Consider the following 15,295-nt stretch of genomic DNA (forward strand, 5'->3'; position numbering starts at 1 on the left):
CGGGCGATGGACCGGCTGACGTTGGGCTGGGCCATCCCGGTGGCCCGGGCCGCCCCGGCCAGGCTGCCGTGGTCGGCGACCGCGACCAGCGCCTCGACCGCGGCCAGATCGGGCCAGGTAGCCATATCCGCAGGATATGCCCCCGGTAGCGGATCGACGCCTACCGGCGGACGGGGCGGCGCCGCAGGCTGGAGCCATGACCGCCACGCTCCGCTCCGCCGCCACCTTGACCGCCGTCCGAGCCGCCGACCGAGCCGCCGACCGGACGGCCGACCGGGCCGGCGCTCCGGCGGTCGGGCCGGCGGCCCGCGGCGTCCTGCCGCCGGCCGGCCCGGCCTGGTACGGCGCGGTGATGGGGACCGGCATCCTGGCCACCCTCACCCAGACGCTGGCCCCCGGCGCCTGGACGGCGCGGCTCTGGCTCGTCCTGGGCTGGGCGCTGCTGGTCGGGCTGACCGCCGCGTTCGCGCGGCGCTGCGGGCGGCGGCCGGGCACGCTGGCCGGGAGCCTGCGACCCGACCAGCTGCCGCTGTGGGGCATGGTGGCGATGGGCCTGCTGTCGGTCGGCGCCGCGACGGCGACCGTGCTGCCGCCCTGGTGGCCGGCCGCGACCGGCGCCGCCGTGCTCGCCGACGGGCTGCTGTGGGTGGCCGGCACCGCGCTCGGGCTGGGCACGGCGATCGGCTTCGCCGCCGTCCTCGTCCGGTCCACGCCCGGCCCGCCGAGCACGGTGTGGGGGCTGGCCGTCGTCCCGCCGATGGTGTCGGCCACGGTCGGCGCCGGCCTCGTTCGCCACCTGCCGCCGGCCCTGCAGTTCCCGCTGCTGCTGGTCCTCGCCGCCTGCTTCGTCCTGTCCCTGACCCTGGGCGCGGTCATCTTCGCCCTCGCCTACCACCACCACTGGCGGGTCGCGCGGCTGCCGATCCCGGCGAGCACGACGGCCTGGATCCCGTTGGGCGTCGTCGGGCAGTCCACCGCCGCGGCGCAGGCGATGGCGGTCGCCGCCGCCCCCCTGGTTCCCGCGCCGGTGGCCGGCATCCTGCAGACCGTCGCCAACGACTACGGCCTGCTGATGCTCGCGGGCGGTGTCCCGCTGGCCGGCTGGGCGGTCGCCATGACGATCCGCGGGTTCCGCGCGCGGATGCCGTTCGTCCCCGGGTGGTGGTCGCTGACCTTCCCGATCGGGACCCTGGCGCTGGGCAGCCACCTGCTCGGCGTCGGCACAGGGATCACCGCCTACCTGGTCGCCGGCCTCGCCTGCTGGGTGACCCTGTGCGGCACCTGGCTGCTGTGTGCGGTGGCCAGCATCCGGGCCCTGCTCGGAACTCGGACGATGACGAGGTCGACCTCGTAGCGTTGGCCATCGGCGTCCCGGGTCACCAGCGTCAGGCCGTCCAGTGCGGCCACGGGCGTCCCGGCACGATCGATGATCACTTCCTCGCCTCGCTCCACCCGCTCGATGATGCGCGACAGGCGGGTCGTGTCCTCATGCACGTTGACATGCGCGGGATCCGCCGACATCGTCACCGTCCCCCGCTCGGTCAGGTCCTCGGCCTATCCGCGGGATTCGACGTCTCGGCTGGTCCGAACACCTCCGCCACACCCCAGACGGCCCGGTCTCCCGTCCTCGATGCCGAGGTCGATGATGAAGCCGTGCCCACATCGACGATCCTGCGCGGCGGCCACGTCCTCGACCTGACCGACGGGACGTGGCGCACCGCCGACGTCCGGGTGGATGAGGCAACGATCACCGCGATCGGCCCCGGATTGGCCGAGCGCGACGCCGACGAGCTGGACGTGACCGGCCGGTACCTCATGCCGGGCCTGATCGACGGGCACGTGCACGTCACGGCGTTCTCGGCGGAGCTGCGGGACCTGGAGGAGACCGCGGCGTCGTACGTGACCGCACACGCCGCCCGGACCATGCGGGCGATGCTGGGCCGCGGCTTCACCAGCGTGCGCGACATGGGCGGTGCCGACCACGGCCTGGCCCGCGCCCAGGCCGAGGGTCTGCTGCCCGGGCCCCGGCTGTTCTTCTGCGGGCACGCATTGAGCCAGACCGGCGGTCACGGTGACATGCGGCTGCCCGGCGACGACCGACCGCCGGCGGCCGGGCTCGGGCCAGGGATCAGCACGGTGGCCGACGGGGTGGACGGGGTCCGCCGGGCCGCCCGGGAGGAGCTGCGGCGGGGGGCCGATCACATCAAGATCATGGCCTCCGGCGGCGTCGCCTCCCCCACCGACCGGATCGACTCGACGCAGTTCTCGATCGCCGAGATCGCCGCCGCGGTCGAGGAGGCCGCCGCGGCCAACCGGTACGTGGGCGCCCACGCCTACACCGCGCGGGCGATCAACCGGGCCCTGCGGGCCGGGGTGCGCAGCATCGAGCACGGCAACCTGCTGGACGCGGAGAGCCTGACGTTGCTCCGGACCCGCGACGCGTTCCTGGTGCCCACCCTGGTCACCTACTGGGCGCTGCAGCGGGAGGGGCGGCAGCACGGCCTGTCGGCGACCAGCTGGGCCAAGGTCGAGGCCGTGCTCGACCGCGGGCTCGCTTCGGTCAGGCTGGCGCACGAGGCCGGTGTGCGGATCGTCTTCGGCTCGGATCTGCTCGGCGGCATGCACCGCTACCAGAACGAGGAGTTCCGGCTCCGGGCCCAGGTGCAGCCGCTCATCGACGTCATCCGGTCGGCGACGACCACCGCCGCCGATCTGCTGGGCCGGTCGGGCACGCTCGGCGTGCTGGCGCCCGGCGCGGCGGCCGACCTGCTCGTGCTCGACGCCGACCCGCTGGCCGACGTCACGGTGCTGGCCGACATCGGGGATCACCTGCGGGCGGTGGTCCAGGGCGGCGTCGTCGTGCACGGCGCCCTCGGACCGTCCCCGCGGTAGGCCGGGCTACGCCACGGCGCCCGCGGTCACCCGCCCGTCGACCAGCTCGACCACGTCGTCCAGCCGGGGCAGCTGGGCCAGGTCGTGGGTGACCAGCAGGGTCGCGGTGCCCTGCTCGGCGGTCAGCCGCAGGATCAGCTCGACGACGGCGGCCCCGGCGGCCGAGTCCAGCGCGCTGGTCGGTTCGTCGACCAGCAGCACCGCAGGCCGGTTGACCAGGGCCCGGGCCAGGTTGACCCGCTGGCGCTGCCCTCCCGACAGCTGGTGCGGGCGGCGGTCGGCGAACCCGTCCAGGCCGACGGCGGCCAGCAGCTCCCTCCCGCGATCCCGCACCTCGGCCCGACGCCGGCGCGACCCCCGCTCCCCCAGCTCGTTCATCACCTGGATCTGCTCCAGGGCGGTCAACGACGGGAGCAGATTGGCCTGCTGGAACATGATGCCGATGCGGGTCCGCCGCAGGTGGGCGGCGTCGGACAGGGACAGTCCGGCCGCCTCGGTGCCGTCGATGGTGACGTGCCCGGAGTCCGGCCGGACCAGGGTGGCGGCGACGGCGAGCAGGCTGGACTTGCCCGACCCGCTCGGGCCGGTGATCCCGGTGACCGCGCCCGGCTGTCCGGTCACGCTGACGTGGTCGAGCGCGGTGACCCGGCCGTCGCCGTCGGGGTAGGTGAGGGTGACGTCGTCGAGCGTGATCATCGGTTGCTCCCGAGGGCAGTGAGGGGGTCGGCGGAGGTGACCGGGCGCAGCGCGAGCACGGCGCCGATCAGGCCGAGGGCGATCAGCAGCACCGCCGGCAGCAGGGTGGTCAGCGGGGAGAGCAGGAACGGAACCGCGGCGGGCAGGGCCAGACCGGCGGCGACCACCACCAGCGTGCCCAGGCCGACGCCGACGGCCAGGACGACCGCGGCCTGCCCGAGGCTGTCCTTGCGCAGCGACCCGTTGGCCGCGCCGAGCGCCTTGAGAATGGCCACGTCACCGCGTCGCTGCATGCCCCAGACCACGAAGAACGCCCCGACGACGACCGCCGAGATGGCGAACAGCAGGCCGATGATCAGCCCCAGCGATCCGATCTCGGACTTGAACGCACCGATCAGCGGCAACGCCATCAAGGGACTGGACGACTGGGTGCCGGCGGCGGCGTCGATCGCCGACCAGTCGGCGTCGCCGCGGGCCACCATCACGGTGGCGGCCGCGTCACCGGCGCCGGTGGTGCCGGCGATCTGCTGCCAGTCCGGCAGGGTCAGCCAGACCACCGGAGTGTGCGAGTACCAGGCGGCCGGTGTCACCGCCGTGACGTCGTACGTCCCACCGGCCAGCTGCACGGCGTCGCCCACCCCGGCACCGAGCGCGGCGGCGGCGTCGGCGGACAGCGAGACGGTCCCCGGGGTGGTGGGCACCGCCGGGTCGAGCGTGGCCGGAGCGCCGAACAGTGCGACGCCCGCGGTCGTGTCGCCGTGCGAGGCGCGCAGCTGGCTGATGCCGAGCGGATCGGCGTTTGCGTCGGCCCGCTGCCACTGCGCGACCTGGTCGGCGGACAGCGACGAATCGGCGAAGGACTGGGCCCCGGCGCTGCTGGCGATCCGGGTCGCGTCGAGATTCAGGACGGCGGAGACGTTCTGGGCGGCCAGGCCGCCGGTGAGGCCGGCCAGGAAGCCGACCAGGACGGTGATGAGGGCGACGACCCCCGCGATGAGGGCGAACCGGCCGCGCGCGGCGCGCAGGTCCCGCCAGGCGACGAACACGTGAGTGACTCCTTGCTGAGGTGGTGGATGTCCTCCATGCTGTCGTCGCGGCGCCGCCCCGGCATCGCCCGGCCGACCGGCTTTCCCGGACCGGGGGGTGGACCCGGGGCTCCGCCTTTCGATGGATTCGCCGACCCCGCCCGCTCCGATACCGTGGGCGAAATGCCCGCGTCCTCGCTCACGCCCGTCTTCGTCGGGCTGCGGACCGGGCTGCACGTCGTGGTCGTCGGGCTGACCGTCTTCGTCGTCGCGCAAGGCTGGTCCGGCGGTTCCCGGGCGGCGGTGGCCGCCGTGGCCGTGGCCTTCCTCGCCGTCTACGGGGCGGGGTTCGCCGCCGGCGCGGACCAGAACCGGAGCCGGTTCGTCAGCCGCATCTGGGTGGCCGCGTTGTCGGTGCTGTGGATCGCCCTGCTCTGGTTCACCCCGGCCGCCGCGTACCTGGCGTTCCCGCTGTTCTTCCTCTATCTCGCGGTGATGCCCGGCTGGCGGGGCCCGTTCACCGTCGCGCTGGCCACGGCGTTCGCCGTCGTCGGCGGCGGGGTGCACGGCGGCTGGAGCGTCGGCGGGGTGGTCGGCCCGCTGGTCGGGGCGGCGATGGCGCTGTTGATCGGCGCCGGGTACCGGTCGCTGCTGCGCGAGTCCGCCGAACGCGACCGGCTGGTGTCCGAACTCGTGGCGACCCGGCAGGAGCTGGCCGATCGGGAGCGCGAGGCGGGGGCGGCGCAGGAACGTGAACGATTGGCCCGGGAGATCCACGACACCCTGGCCCAGGGCCTGTCCAGCATCCAGATGCTGCTGCAGGCGGCCGAGCGGGCCGACCCCGCCGGACCCGGCGCGGCCCAGGTCCGCCTGGCCCGCGAGACGACCGCCGACAACCTGGCCGAGGCCCGCGCGCTGGTCCGCGAGCTCGCCCCGGCCCCGCTGGCCGGCACCGGCCTGGTCCCGGCGCTGCGCCGGCTCGCCGGGACCCAGTGGCGCCGGCCGGATCTGGCGTTGGAGGTGGACGGTGACGAGACGATCGACCTGCCGATGGCGGTCCAGGCGGCGCTGTTGCGCATCGCCCAGGGGGCGATGGCCAACGTGCTGCAGCACTCCGGGGCGACCCGGGCCACGGTCCGCGTCGAGCGGGACGGCGGGTGCGTTCGCCTGTCGGTGGTCGACGACGGGGTCGGTTTCGACCCGGACGACGTGCTGACCGGCTCGGGCCGCCCCGACTCGTTCGGCCTGGCCGCCGCCCGGGCCCGGGTGGAACAGCTGGGCGGGGGGCTACGGGTGTCGTCGGCGCCCGGCCGGGGCACGTCCGTCACCGTCGAGCTCACCGAGATCGCCGAGATCGCGCAGGGGGCAACATGATCCGGATCCTGCTGGTCGACGACCACCCGGTCGTCCGGCTGGGCCTGCGGGCGCTGTTCGAGCAGGAGGCGGACCTCGCCGTGGTCGGCGAGGCCGCCACCCCGTCGGACGCCGTCGCCGCGGTCACCGACCTGCGGCCCGATCTCGTGCTGATGGACCTGCAGCTGGGCCGGGCCGGCAACGGCGCCGACGCGACCCAGGCCATCCGCGCCCTGCCCGATCCGCCACCGGTGCTCGTGCTGACCAACTACGACACCGACGGCGACATCATCCGCAGCATCGAGGCCGGGGCCAGCGGCTACCTGCTCAAAGGTGCGCCCCCGGACGAGCTGCTGCTGGCCGTCCGGTCGGCCGCGGCCGGCGAGAGCGCCCTGGCCCCACCGATCGCCGCCCGCCTGCTGGAACGCATGCGCACCCCCCAGGTGAGCCTGAGCACCCGGGAGATCGAGGTGCTCGACCGCGTCGCGGCCGGCCGCAGCAACGGCGAGATCGCCCGTGAGCTGGTCATCACCGAGCAGACCGTCAAATCGCACCTGGTGCACATCTACACCAAGCTCGGGGTCTCCTCCCGCACCGCGGCGGTGTCGCTGGCCCGGGAGCGGGGCATCCTGCGGGCCTGACCCGGGCGGGGCGGCTCGGCCCCGTCGTTCCGGTCGAGTTGCCACCTTGCGCCCTCGCCGGCGCCGATCCGGGGCTCAAACCGGCAAGTCGACGGGTCCGGCGGTCAGGGTTCGGCTCGTCGCGACGCGCCGGTCGCCGCGGGCCGCCCGTTCGGCGCGAGCGGCGGGCGCAGCAGGACGACCAGCACCACCGTCACCCAGATCCCGCTGGCCAGGGCGCCGGCGAGCACGTCGGACAGGTAGTGCATGCCCCGGTAGACCCGGGACGCCGCGACCAGGACCGGGACGGCCAGGCCGACCACGGCCAGTGCCCGGGCGAGCGGGCGGTGCGGCACCGTGCGCAGCAGCACGATGGCCACACACGCGTAGAGCGCGACCGCCGCTCCGGTGTGCCCGGACGGGAAGCTCGACGTCGGTGGGGCCTCGTCGAGCCGGACGACCGGCGGGCGGTCCCGGTGCACCAGCGCGGTGATGGCCAGGAAGATCAGCAGCTCACCGACGATCGCGACCACGACGATCACCGACTCGCGCCACCGGCCCAGCCACCACCGCAGCGCGACGACTGCGACGCCCGCGACGACGAGCGCGACGACGGTGTCGGCCATCCGGGTCCCGACGTGGCTGATCGTGGCCAGCAGTGGCGTCCGCCGGGCCACCACCCACTGCGTGACCTCGGTGTCCAGGCCCGTCACGGCCGGGAACGACCCGTTCACCAGCCTGGTCCCGAGCAGCCACATCAGGGCGATGATCGCCAGCGCCGCGGCGAGCAGCGGCAGGACGGCACGGCGCACGACCGCCCGCGCGCCGGAGCGCACCGGTCGCTCGCCGGACGCGGGTCGATCGTCGATGGCCACGGTGCCTCCTGCTGCGCGTTCCCTCCGGTCGAGTACCCCGCCGGGAGCCGATCTGCACGTCCGGGTGATGCGGGCGGCGCCCCGGCCGGTCGCGGCGGCGGCACGCCGCCCCACCCGGGTCAGGCCAGGCCGGCCAGCCGGTACAGCACCAGCGACCCGGCGACGGCGACGTTGAGGCTGGCCCCGGTGCCGACCATCGGGATCTCGACGGCCAGGTCGGCGCGGGCCAGACCCTCCGGCGGGACGCCGGTCTGCTCGTGCCCGAGCAGCACGACCGTCCGCTGCCGGGCCGGGGCGAGGTCGGCCAACCGCACCGCCTCGTCGGCGAGTTCGACCGCGATCACCGCGCTGCCGGCCGCCCGCTGCGCGTCCAACCAGGCGCCGACGTCCCGGCCCACCCAGTGCACGCAGCTGCGCCGGCGCAACGTGTTGCCCCGGGCCAGCGCCTCGGGGACCCACGGCAGCCGGGGCACGGCGAGGCAGGCACCGACCGCGTCACAGGTGCGCAGCAGCGTGCCCAGATTGGCCCCGTGCAGCGGCCACAGGGCGCCGGCGATGAGGTGGTCCCAGCACGAGTGGGACCGGTCGCGGCGCTCGCGCCGCAGTTCCCGGCGGCTCCGCGGCCGCGGGGCGCTCATCGGGTCGGGACGGCAACCGTCCCTTCAGGAGTCGACACGGGCGGCGGTGCTGACGACATGCGAACGGCGCTTGGCGGCGCGCCGGGGCCATCGACGGGGTTGTGGACGACGCCGATCCTAGGCCCGGGCAAGGCTGCCCGGAAGCCCGTCGAGCAGCCGGTCGAGCAGCGCACGGGCGGCGGGGCTGGGCCGCCGTTGCCAGGCGATGCCGAGCCGGGAGCGGGCGCGCTCGTCGTCGACCGGGACGACCACCAGCTCCGGCCAATCGGCCGCGGTGCTGCTGCTGACCACGCCGACCCCGAGGTCGCGCTGGGCCAGCATCCGGACGTGCGCGGGCGAGGACACCTCCCAGCGCGGTTCGCCGGTGACCCCGGCCCGGGCGAGGGTCGCGTCGAGAGCGGCCCGCGCGCCGCTGCCGAGCGGCAGGGCGATCACCTCGGCGCCGGCCAGGTCGGCCGGCCGGATCGCGTCGCGAGTCGCCCACGGGTGTCCCGGCGGCACGACGACGACCAGCGCATCGTCCACCACCACCGTGGACGTCACCCCGTCCGGCGGGTCGCCCGACCAGGCCACGACGGCGACGTCGGTGGAGCCGTCCCGCACCCCGGCGACCAGATCGACCGAGGTGCCCTCGTCGAGCCGCAGGTCGACGCCGGGGTGCTCGCGGCGGATGGCAGCCAGCGCGTCGAACAGGGGCGGCCAGGTCAGCCCGGTGACCACGGCGACGCGCAGCGAGCCGACGATCAACCCACGGATCTCCTGGGCCGCGGTGGCGACGTCCGCGATCGCGGCGACCGCGGCCCGGGCGTACGGGACCAGGTGGGCACCGGCCGCGGTCGGCGTCACCCGGCGCGGTGTCCGGTCGATCAGCGAGACACCCAGCTCCCGTTCCAGCTTCTGGATCTGGGTGCTGACGCCCGACTGGCTGATCCGCACCGCCTGCGCCGCCGCACTGAACGTTCCCTCGTCGACCACGGCCAGGAAGTAGCGCAACTGATGCAGTTCCATATCCAGCAACGATAGCTGCGATCACTCGCTGGTGTTGGACAGATAACGCTCGGCGGCCCAGGCTTGGGCGTATCCGACCGATGAAGGAGCGCTCCGATGTCCGATCCCACCACCGACGCCACCCGGGCCGCGGCGACCACCTACTTCGAGGCCTGGCGGGCTCGCGACTTCGACCGGCTGCGGACGGTGCTGGACCCGGACGTCCGGTTCGTCGGCGTGCTGGGCGTCGCCGACGGGGCCGACGACTGCATCGCCGGGCTGCGCGGCATGGCCGAGTCGATCATGCAGGACCTCGTGCTGCACGCCCGGGTGGTTGAGGGGGCCGACGCCATGACCTGGTTCGACCTGATCACCGCCACCACCCCGCCGATCCCGACCGTCAATTGGAGCCACGTCGAGAACGGGTTGATCACCCAGATCCGGGTGACCTTCGATCCGCGGCCGCTGCTGGGCGGCTGACCGCGAACGGGTCGTCCCTCGACGGCCGCACCTGTCACAGGGTCAGCAACACCTTGGTGGCGCAGCGCTCGTCCATGGCCCGGTAGCCGTCCGCCGCCTGCTCGAGCGGCAGCGTGAGGTCGAAGACCCGGCCCGGGTCGATCTCGTCCTTCATGATCAGCTCGATCAGGTCGGGCAGGAATCGGCGCACCGGGGCCGGACCGCCGTGCAGGTGGACGGAGGAGAGAAACAGGTTCAGGCCGTCCAACTCGACGCCGTGCGAGACGCCGACGAATCCGACGTGCCCGCCGGCCCGGGTGGCCCCGATCGCCTGGGTCATGGCTTCCTGGGTGCCGACCGCCTCGACCGTCGAGTGGGCGCCGTAGCCACCGGTCAACTCCTTGATCGCGGCCACCCCATCCTCGCCGCGATCCTCGACGACGTCCGTCGCGCCGAACGAGCGGGCCAGCGCCTGCCGGTCGGGGTGCCGGCTCATCGCGATCACGCGTTCGGCGCCGAGCCGTCGGGCGGCCAGAATTGCCAGCAGCCCGACGGCGCCGTCACCGACCACGGCCACGGTCTTGCCCGGTCCCGCCTCGGCGGCGACGGCCGCGAACCAGCCCGTCCCGAGGACGTCCGAGGCGGCCAGCAGGCTCGCCGTCTGAGCCGGGGTCGGACTCCCCGGCACCGTCACCAGCGTGCCGTCGGCCAGCGGGATGCGCGCCCACTCGGCCTGGGTGCCGACGGAGCCCATCATGACCTGGCGGACGCAGCGCGACTGATAACCGGCCCGGCAGATATCGCAGGTGTTGTCGGACGCGACGAACGACCCGACCACGAAGTCCCCGACCCGGATGTCCCGAACGTGATCCCCGATCTGTTCGACCACCCCGACGTACTCGTGGCCCATCGGGGTCGGCCGGCGCAGGGATTCGATGCCGCGGTAGGGCCACAGATCCGACCCGCAGATGCAGGCCGCGCCGACGCGGATGACCGCGTCCGTCGGCTCCACGATCCGCGCGTCCGGGATCTCCTCGGTCCGCACATCACCGGGTCCATGCATCACGACTGCGCGCACGGCACGCTCCTTCTCGTACGGTCGTCGTTCTCATCGGTGACGTGGTCGCCCCCCGTCGTTCCCGTCCCGCGGTGACCCGGTCCTTCCCCCGTGGCCGGGTCGATGCGTCTCATGCCTGGTGTGCGTCGACACCGGCTGCTGGCGTGCGGGCCGCCCAGGAGGCGAGCAGGCGCAGGCGTTCCTCGGACGGCGAGCCGGGCTCGGCGGCGTAGACCGTGAGGGTCAGTCCGGGCTCGGCCGCCATGTCCAGGCCTACGTAGGCCAGCGTGACGTCGCCGACGAGGGGGTGGTGGAACGTCTTGACGCCCGTCCCGTGGTGCCGGACGTCGTGGGCGCCCCACCGCCGGCGGAACTCCGGACTGCGGGTGCCCAGTTCGCCGATCAGGTCGTGCAACTCCTTGTTGTGCGGATCGCGACCGGCCTCGGTCCGCAGGATCGCTACCGTCACGTCGGCGAAGATGGTCCAGTCCGGATAGAAGTCCCTGGCCCGGTCGTCCAGGAAGGTGAACCGCGCGATGTTCGGCGGGCGAGCCGGCATGTCGAACAGATCCTGATAGAAGGCGCGGGCCAACGCGTTGGCGGCGAGCACGTCCATCCGGCCGTTGCGAACGAAAGCCGGTCCCCCGACGACGGCATCGAGCACCCACTGCAGGCTGGGGTGCGGTGCCCAGGTCGCCGCCGACCGGCGGCGGGGCGGCCGGGCGACCGGGCTGGCCGCGTGAGCCAGATCGAACAGGTGCGCCCGCTCGGCGTCGTCGAGCCGCAACGCCCGAGCAAGGCTGTCGAGCACCTCCGCAGAGGCGCCGCGGATCGCCCCTCGCTCCAGCCGCGTGTAGTACTCGACGCTGACCCCCGCGAGGGTCGCGACCTCACTGCGGCGCAGGCCCGGCACCCGCCGACCGGTGCCGGCGGGCAGCCCGACCTGGTCCGGCGACACCCGGCTGCGGCGGGAGGTGAGGAACTCCCGGACATCGGATCGGTTGTCCATGCCCGTCACGGTAGGCGCGGCCGGCCAGGTCAGGCAGTCCCTGTAGGTACCCCCATCGGGCGGGACTCCCTCACCAGGGCCGGCGGTGGTCTGCTGGCCCGGGGCGACGATCCGGCCTTCACCCCGTCCTGCCGCACGACACCCCACCACGCACATCGAGGAGGGCACCCGCCATGAACCCCACATACGACTTCACCGGCCAGGTCGCATTCGTCACCGGCGCCGGTTCCGGCATGGGACTGGCGACGGCCCAGGCGTTCGCCGAGGCCGGCGCGGCGGTGACGCTGACCGACGCGAATACGGATGCCCTGGCCGGGGCCGAGGCGGCCCTGCGGGCGGCCGGCCACCGGGTGCTCGCGATCCCGTGCGACGTCGCCGACGAGGACCAGGTCGCGACCGCCGTCGCGCGAACGGTGGACACCTTCGGGCGACTGGACATGGCCTACAACAACGCCGGCATCCAGGCGCCGGCGACCGATGCGGCCGACGAACCCGCCGAGCTGTTCGACCGGCTCGTCGCGATCAACCTGCGCGGGGTCTGGGCCGCCATGAAGCACGAACTCGCGCAGATGCGGCGACAGGGCTCGGGTGCGATCGTCAACTGCTCGTCGCTCGGTGGCCTGGTCGGCCTGCCCGGGCGGGCCGCCTATCACGCGACGAAGCACGGCGTCATCGGCCTCACCCGCAGCGCCGCCGTCGAGTACGCACCGCGCGGCGTCCGGATCAACGCGATCTGCCCGGGCACCATCGAAACCCCCATGGTCACGCGGATGATCGAGTCCGGTGACCTGGACCGGGCGCAGGCGGCCGCCGGCCAGCCCATCGCCCGCCTGGGCACCGCCGAGGAGATGGCCGCCGCCGTGCTCTGGCTGTGCAGCCCCGGTGCGAGCTTCGTCGTCGGGGTGGCCCTGCCGGTCGACGGCGGCTACACGGCACAGTGATTGCGACTGAGCGGTCGCACGGACGGAGATAGCGGCGGTCCTGTGGGACGAGCCGGTGAGGGGTGGAGCTGCGGGGAATCGAACCCCGGACCTCTTCGATGCGAACGAAGCGCGCTACCAACTGCGCTACAGCCCCATGGCCTCTGCTGGTGCGGAAGCCTGGACCACTTTAGCAGCGCCACGCACAGGTTTGCGCCACCGCCCCGGCCAACATCCGTCCCGAGCCCGTGAGCCGGTCGAGATCCACCTGGACGGGCCAAGAAGCCGGCTGGTGTGGATCTGGCGGGCCCCCGAGCGCCCCGCCGCCTCGAGCATCTCCGATGCCCAGCCCCGGCCCGCGAGCCCGGTCCCGAACGCGCCCGTCAGGCCGCCCGGAACGACTCGCCGCTGAGCACCGGAACCTTGCGGGAGGAGTTGACCTCGGCCGCCACCGCGATCTCGTCGCCGTAGCCGTCGTTGGCCAGCTCAAGGCCGGACGCGCAGGCGGCCAGGCCCATGGCCAGGTTACGGCCGACGCCGCGAAACGCGGCCCGGGCGGCGGCGGCCTCGGGGGACATCGGCCCGGCGCCGGCGGCCGCCAGCGCGTCGATGATCAGGCCGGCGCCCCACAGGTCCTCGACGGCCGGCCGCAGGGCCTCGCCCGGCCACCATTCGCCGGCCGCGACGACGCCGATCGGGCCGCGCACCGCCCGGACCGCCCAGTTCGCGCACGCCGACGCGTTGCGCAGGCAGGCGCCGACGACCGGCACCCCGGTCTCGGCCAGCTGCCGGGCCACGGTGGCGCCGTTCGGCGAGGGCAGGACGAGCCGGGATCCGGGTTTGAGGGTCCCGTCGGCCACGGCCCGTCGGACCGACAGCGGCGAGAGGCTGACGCCGGTGTCCGCGGCCTCGCGCCGGCCGACCGCCAGCATGGCGCCGCGGGTGGCGGCGAACGTGGCGGCCGAGGCGTCCCGCACCCGGAAGGGGAAGACCTCGATGCCGGCGTCCACGGCGACCGACAGCGTGGTGGTGAAGGACAGCACGTCGACGACGATCACGGCGGCCGCCCCGGCCGAGACCGCGGCCGCGCCGTGGGCGCCCCAGTCGAACCGAACGTTGAAGCCGTTCTGGGCGTACGGGTCGATCGGCAGCGGCGCCTGTTTCCTCGGCGACGGCATCGTCACCCTCCCCGCGCTCGGGACCGGAGCCCGCCCGGACGCCGCCCGAGCGGCGGCGTCCCGAGCCCTACTGGCCCGCGGCCCGCCGGTACGTCACAGGCGGATCGTACGGGTCGAGGTGATCGAACGTGGGGTCGTCGTCGTCGAGGTCGACCACGGTCCGCCCCGGTCCGGCGGCGGAGCGACCGGCCCGCGCGGGCGGACGGCCCCGGCCGTACTCGGGCCGGATCTGCCGGGCCCGCTGCAGCCGCTCCATCCGCCGCTGGCGGATCTGCGCCTCGATCTTGACCTGGCGGCGCAGGTAGGTCAGGTAGAGGGCGAGCAGCGCGGCACTGATCACCGCGCCGGCCCACAGCCAGCTGGCCAGCAGCAGCGCGACCACCGCGAACAGCACGGTCGCCCCGGCCAGCACCATGGTGACCCGCCGGCGCTGCCGGTACTTGTAGGCGCGGGTGGCCTCGGCGGCCTCCGGGTCGTAGCCACCCCGGCCGCGGCGGCGCGGGGTGGGCCGCAGCGCCTCGTCCTGCACCTCGTACGGGTGGGCCGGCGCGGAGGCGGCCGCGGCGTGCTCGTCCCACTCCTGCTCGTCGATCTCGTTCGGGATCTGCGGCGCCCGCGCGTACGGGAAGGCGGTCACCGACGGTTCGGCCGGGTGCTCCGGCCCCTCGTCCTCGGCGTAGCCGTCCGCGGCGTACCCATCCGGACCGTCGGCGGCGGCGAACGAGGCGTGCCCGTCCGCGCCGGCGCCGTGGTCGGCCGGATGGTCGCCCGTCTCCGTCCACAGCCCGTCCTGGTCGACCGGCGCCGGGGCGGCCGGGAACCGGTGGGTCGGCGTCTCGTCACCCACGGCCTCGACCGGCCGGGGGGCGGTGGTCCGGTAGCCCGGGTGCGCGGCGGCCCATTCCTGGGCGGCGTCCTGCGGCTGCTCGCCGGGGGCGGCGCCGACCGGGACCAGCGTCCGTTCGGTGCGCGCGGTCGCCGGGGTGAGGTCGGCCGCGGCGGGCCCCTCTCCGGCGCGCACGTCGGCGACGTCGGCGGTATCCGGCCCGCTACCGGACTCGGCCGTCGCCTTGGCGGTGCGCCGGGGCCGGCGCTGCAGGGTCGCCTGAGCCCGGCGCAGGACCCGGAAGCCCTGACCGCCCGACTCCGCGCGCGGGACCTTGTCCCGCCGCTTGGCCACCATGGGCACCAGCACCACGAGCCAGGCGATCACCAGCAGGACCACGATCAGCGACGTGGGAATACTCACCCGGAGGTCCTCCTCCGATCAGCGTCGCACTCGGCACGCGACGACGGTAACGACTCGTCACGTGCACGCTAGAACGCCGAATGCGCTGGTCCCGGTAGGGACACGCGTTCCGATCAAGATTCGGCCGGCCGGATGTGAATCTTCACTCCCGTCCCAGCCGTCACAGGCGCGGTTCGCGGGCCGGTGGCGCGGAGGCCGACCCGGACAGCCGCCACCGCTGCAGCAGCTGGCCGAGCCCGCCGGGCAGCTCCTCGACGGTCAACCCGTACAGCAGGTGGTCCCGCCAGGCGCCGTCGATGTCCAGGTACCGCAGCAGCTCGCCCTCCTGCCGGAAGCC

The 15,295-nt window shown here is 74.5% G+C and carries 16 protein-coding genes, 1 tRNA gene and 1 pseudogene; 6 read left to right on the top strand and 12 right to left on the bottom strand.

The window, feature by feature from the left end; all coding sequences use genetic code 11:
* Nucleotides 1-125 (bottom strand): helix-turn-helix domain-containing protein (locus tag ACOJUF_RS22400; RefSeq protein ID WP_420124041.1); only part of this gene is annotated, 125 nt, incomplete at its 3' end.
* 71 nt (nucleotides 126-196) lie between these two features.
* Here ACOJUF_RS22400 and ACOJUF_RS22405 point away from each other — a divergent pair.
* Nucleotides 197-1,354, top strand: coding sequence for a TDT family transporter (locus tag ACOJUF_RS22405; protein WP_420124026.1), 1,158 nt, complete (start codon nucleotides 197-199; stop codon nucleotides 1,352-1,354).
* Between the two features lie 47 nt (nucleotides 1,355-1,401).
* On the opposite strand, the pseudogene ACOJUF_RS22410 reads toward ACOJUF_RS22405, so the two are convergent.
* Nucleotides 1,402-1,521: pseudogene (locus tag ACOJUF_RS22410) on the bottom strand (type II toxin-antitoxin system Phd/YefM family antitoxin); the annotation flags it as partial.
* 132 nt (nucleotides 1,522-1,653) lie between these two features.
* Between ACOJUF_RS22410 and ACOJUF_RS22415 the strand changes: the two are divergent.
* Nucleotides 1,654-2,892, top strand: a complete 1,239-nt coding sequence (locus ACOJUF_RS22415; RefSeq protein ID WP_420124027.1) for an amidohydrolase family protein — start codon at nucleotides 1,654-1,656, stop codon at nucleotides 2,890-2,892.
* A gap of 6 nt (nucleotides 2,893-2,898) precedes the next feature.
* Here ACOJUF_RS22415 and ACOJUF_RS22420 read toward each other — a convergent pair whose 3' ends face one another.
* On the bottom strand, nucleotides 2,899-3,588 hold the full coding sequence (locus ACOJUF_RS22420) for an ABC transporter ATP-binding protein (RefSeq protein WP_420124028.1): 690 nt from the start codon (nucleotides 3,586-3,588) through the stop codon (nucleotides 2,899-2,901).
* The gene (locus ACOJUF_RS22425; protein ID WP_420124029.1) at nucleotides 3,585-4,634 is read right to left on the bottom strand and encodes an FtsX-like permease family protein; all 1,050 of its coding nucleotides are present in this window, start codon (nucleotides 4,632-4,634) and stop codon (nucleotides 3,585-3,587) included. The genes ACOJUF_RS22420 and ACOJUF_RS22425 overlap by 4 nt, the downstream gene beginning before the upstream one ends.
* Before the next feature lie 162 nt (nucleotides 4,635-4,796).
* Here ACOJUF_RS22425 and ACOJUF_RS22430 point away from each other — a divergent pair, with 162 nt between their 5' ends.
* A complete protein-coding gene (locus tag ACOJUF_RS22430) occupies nucleotides 4,797-5,987 on the top strand; it encodes a sensor histidine kinase (protein WP_420124030.1) in 1,191 nt (396 codons plus the stop codon).
* Entirely contained in the window at nucleotides 5,984-6,607 is a 624-nt protein-coding gene (locus ACOJUF_RS22435; RefSeq protein ID WP_420124031.1) for a response regulator, read from the top strand. Before ACOJUF_RS22430 ends, ACOJUF_RS22435 begins: the two co-directional genes overlap by 4 nt.
* A 104-nt stretch (nucleotides 6,608-6,711) precedes the next feature.
* Here the strand turns inward: ACOJUF_RS22435 and ACOJUF_RS22440 are convergent, their stop codons facing one another.
* The 3 genes from ACOJUF_RS22440 to ACOJUF_RS22450 all read right to left on the bottom strand — a co-directional run bounded on the left by ACOJUF_RS22440 (nucleotide 6,712) and on the right by ACOJUF_RS22450 (nucleotide 9,107).
* A complete protein-coding gene (locus ACOJUF_RS22440) occupies nucleotides 6,712-7,461 on the bottom strand; it encodes a phosphatase PAP2 family protein (RefSeq protein ID WP_420124032.1) in 750 nt (249 codons plus the stop codon).
* Nucleotides 7,462-7,580: 119 nt separating this feature from the next.
* Nucleotides 7,581-8,099: a TrmH family RNA methyltransferase gene (locus ACOJUF_RS22445; RefSeq protein WP_420124033.1), complete on the bottom strand. Its 519-nt coding sequence runs from the start codon at nucleotides 8,097-8,099 to the stop codon at nucleotides 7,581-7,583.
* 117 nt (nucleotides 8,100-8,216) lie between these two features.
* Nucleotides 8,217-9,107, bottom strand: coding sequence for a LysR family transcriptional regulator (locus ACOJUF_RS22450; protein WP_420124034.1), 891 nt, complete (start codon nucleotides 9,105-9,107; stop codon nucleotides 8,217-8,219).
* A 96-nt stretch (nucleotides 9,108-9,203) separates the two neighbouring features.
* Between ACOJUF_RS22450 and ACOJUF_RS22455 the strand changes: the two genes are divergently transcribed.
* The gene (locus ACOJUF_RS22455) at nucleotides 9,204-9,566 is read left to right on the top strand and encodes a nuclear transport factor 2 family protein (RefSeq protein ID WP_420124035.1); all 363 of its coding nucleotides are present in this window, start codon (nucleotides 9,204-9,206) and stop codon (nucleotides 9,564-9,566) included.
* Between the two features lie 34 nt (nucleotides 9,567-9,600).
* Here the strand turns inward: ACOJUF_RS22455 and ACOJUF_RS22460 are convergent, their stop codons facing one another.
* Together ACOJUF_RS22460 and ACOJUF_RS22465 are read right to left on the bottom strand one after the other, a co-directional pair.
* Nucleotides 9,601-10,623, bottom strand: coding sequence for a zinc-dependent alcohol dehydrogenase family protein (locus ACOJUF_RS22460; RefSeq protein ID WP_420124036.1), 1,023 nt, complete (start codon nucleotides 10,621-10,623; stop codon nucleotides 9,601-9,603).
* Between the two features lie 109 nt (nucleotides 10,624-10,732).
* On the bottom strand, nucleotides 10,733-11,611 hold the full coding sequence (locus ACOJUF_RS22465; protein ID WP_420124037.1) for a helix-turn-helix domain-containing protein: 879 nt from the start codon (nucleotides 11,609-11,611) through the stop codon (nucleotides 10,733-10,735).
* A 173-nt stretch (nucleotides 11,612-11,784) separates the two neighbouring features.
* On the opposite strand from ACOJUF_RS22465, the gene ACOJUF_RS22470 reads away from it, so the two are divergent.
* Nucleotides 11,785-12,552, top strand: coding sequence for a glucose 1-dehydrogenase (locus ACOJUF_RS22470; protein WP_420124038.1), 768 nt, complete (start codon nucleotides 11,785-11,787; stop codon nucleotides 12,550-12,552).
* Nucleotides 12,553-12,615: 63 nt separating this feature from the next.
* Here the strand turns inward: ACOJUF_RS22470 and ACOJUF_RS22475 are convergent.
* From ACOJUF_RS22475 to glpR, 3 genes are all read right to left on the bottom strand, one after another.
* Nucleotides 12,616-12,688: transfer RNA gene (locus ACOJUF_RS22475), tRNA-Ala, on the bottom strand.
* A gap of 226 nt (nucleotides 12,689-12,914) precedes the next feature.
* Nucleotides 12,915-13,709 (bottom strand): 2-phosphosulfolactate phosphatase, encoded by a 795-nt coding sequence (locus ACOJUF_RS22480; protein WP_420124039.1) that lies wholly within the window; start codon nucleotides 13,707-13,709, stop codon nucleotides 12,915-12,917.
* Between the two features lie 67 nt (nucleotides 13,710-13,776).
* Nucleotides 13,777-14,958 carry a gephyrin-like molybdotransferase receptor GlpR gene (gene glpR, locus ACOJUF_RS22485; protein ID WP_420124040.1) on the bottom strand — a complete coding sequence of 394 codons (1,182 nt, stop codon included), beginning with the start codon at nucleotides 14,956-14,958 and terminating at the stop codon, nucleotides 13,777-13,779.
* Nucleotides 14,959-15,295: the final 337 nt, after the last annotated feature.

Origin of the sequence: Nakamurella sp. (genome assembly GCF_048594475.1) — a bacterium.
Taxonomy (GTDB): Bacteria; Actinomycetota; Actinomycetes; order Mycobacteriales; family Nakamurellaceae; genus Nakamurella.

What these genes read in the sequence shown, in the direction of transcription:
- ACOJUF_RS22470 (WP_420124038.1), top strand. Translation starts at nt 11,785, where the DNA reads ATGAACCCCACATACGACTTCACCGGCCAGGTCGCATTCGTCACCGGC.
- ACOJUF_RS22450 (WP_420124034.1), bottom strand. Translation starts at nt 9,107, where the DNA reads ATGGAACTGCATCAGTTGCGCTACTTCCTGGCCGTGGTCGACGAGGGA.
- ACOJUF_RS22405 (WP_420124026.1), top strand. Translation starts at nt 197, where the DNA reads ATGACCGCCACGCTCCGCTCCGCCGCCACCTTGACCGCCGTCCGAGCC.
- ACOJUF_RS22445 (WP_420124033.1), bottom strand. Translation starts at nt 8,099, where the DNA reads ATGAGCGCCCCGCGGCCGCGGAGCCGCCGGGAACTGCGGCGCGAGCGC.
- ACOJUF_RS22455 (WP_420124035.1), top strand. Translation starts at nt 9,204, where the DNA reads ATGTCCGATCCCACCACCGACGCCACCCGGGCCGCGGCGACCACCTAC.
- ACOJUF_RS22430 (WP_420124030.1), top strand. Translation starts at nt 4,797, where the DNA reads ATGCCCGCGTCCTCGCTCACGCCCGTCTTCGTCGGGCTGCGGACCGGG.
- ACOJUF_RS22465 (WP_420124037.1), bottom strand. Translation starts at nt 11,611, where the DNA reads ATGGACAACCGATCCGATGTCCGGGAGTTCCTCACCTCCCGCCGCAGC.
- ACOJUF_RS22420 (WP_420124028.1), bottom strand. Translation starts at nt 3,588, where the DNA reads ATGATCACGCTCGACGACGTCACCCTCACCTACCCCGACGGCGACGGC.
- ACOJUF_RS22480 (WP_420124039.1), bottom strand. Translation starts at nt 13,709, where the DNA reads ATGCCGTCGCCGAGGAAACAGGCGCCGCTGCCGATCGACCCGTACGCC.
- ACOJUF_RS22435 (WP_420124031.1), top strand. Translation starts at nt 5,984, where the DNA reads ATGATCCGGATCCTGCTGGTCGACGACCACCCGGTCGTCCGGCTGGGC.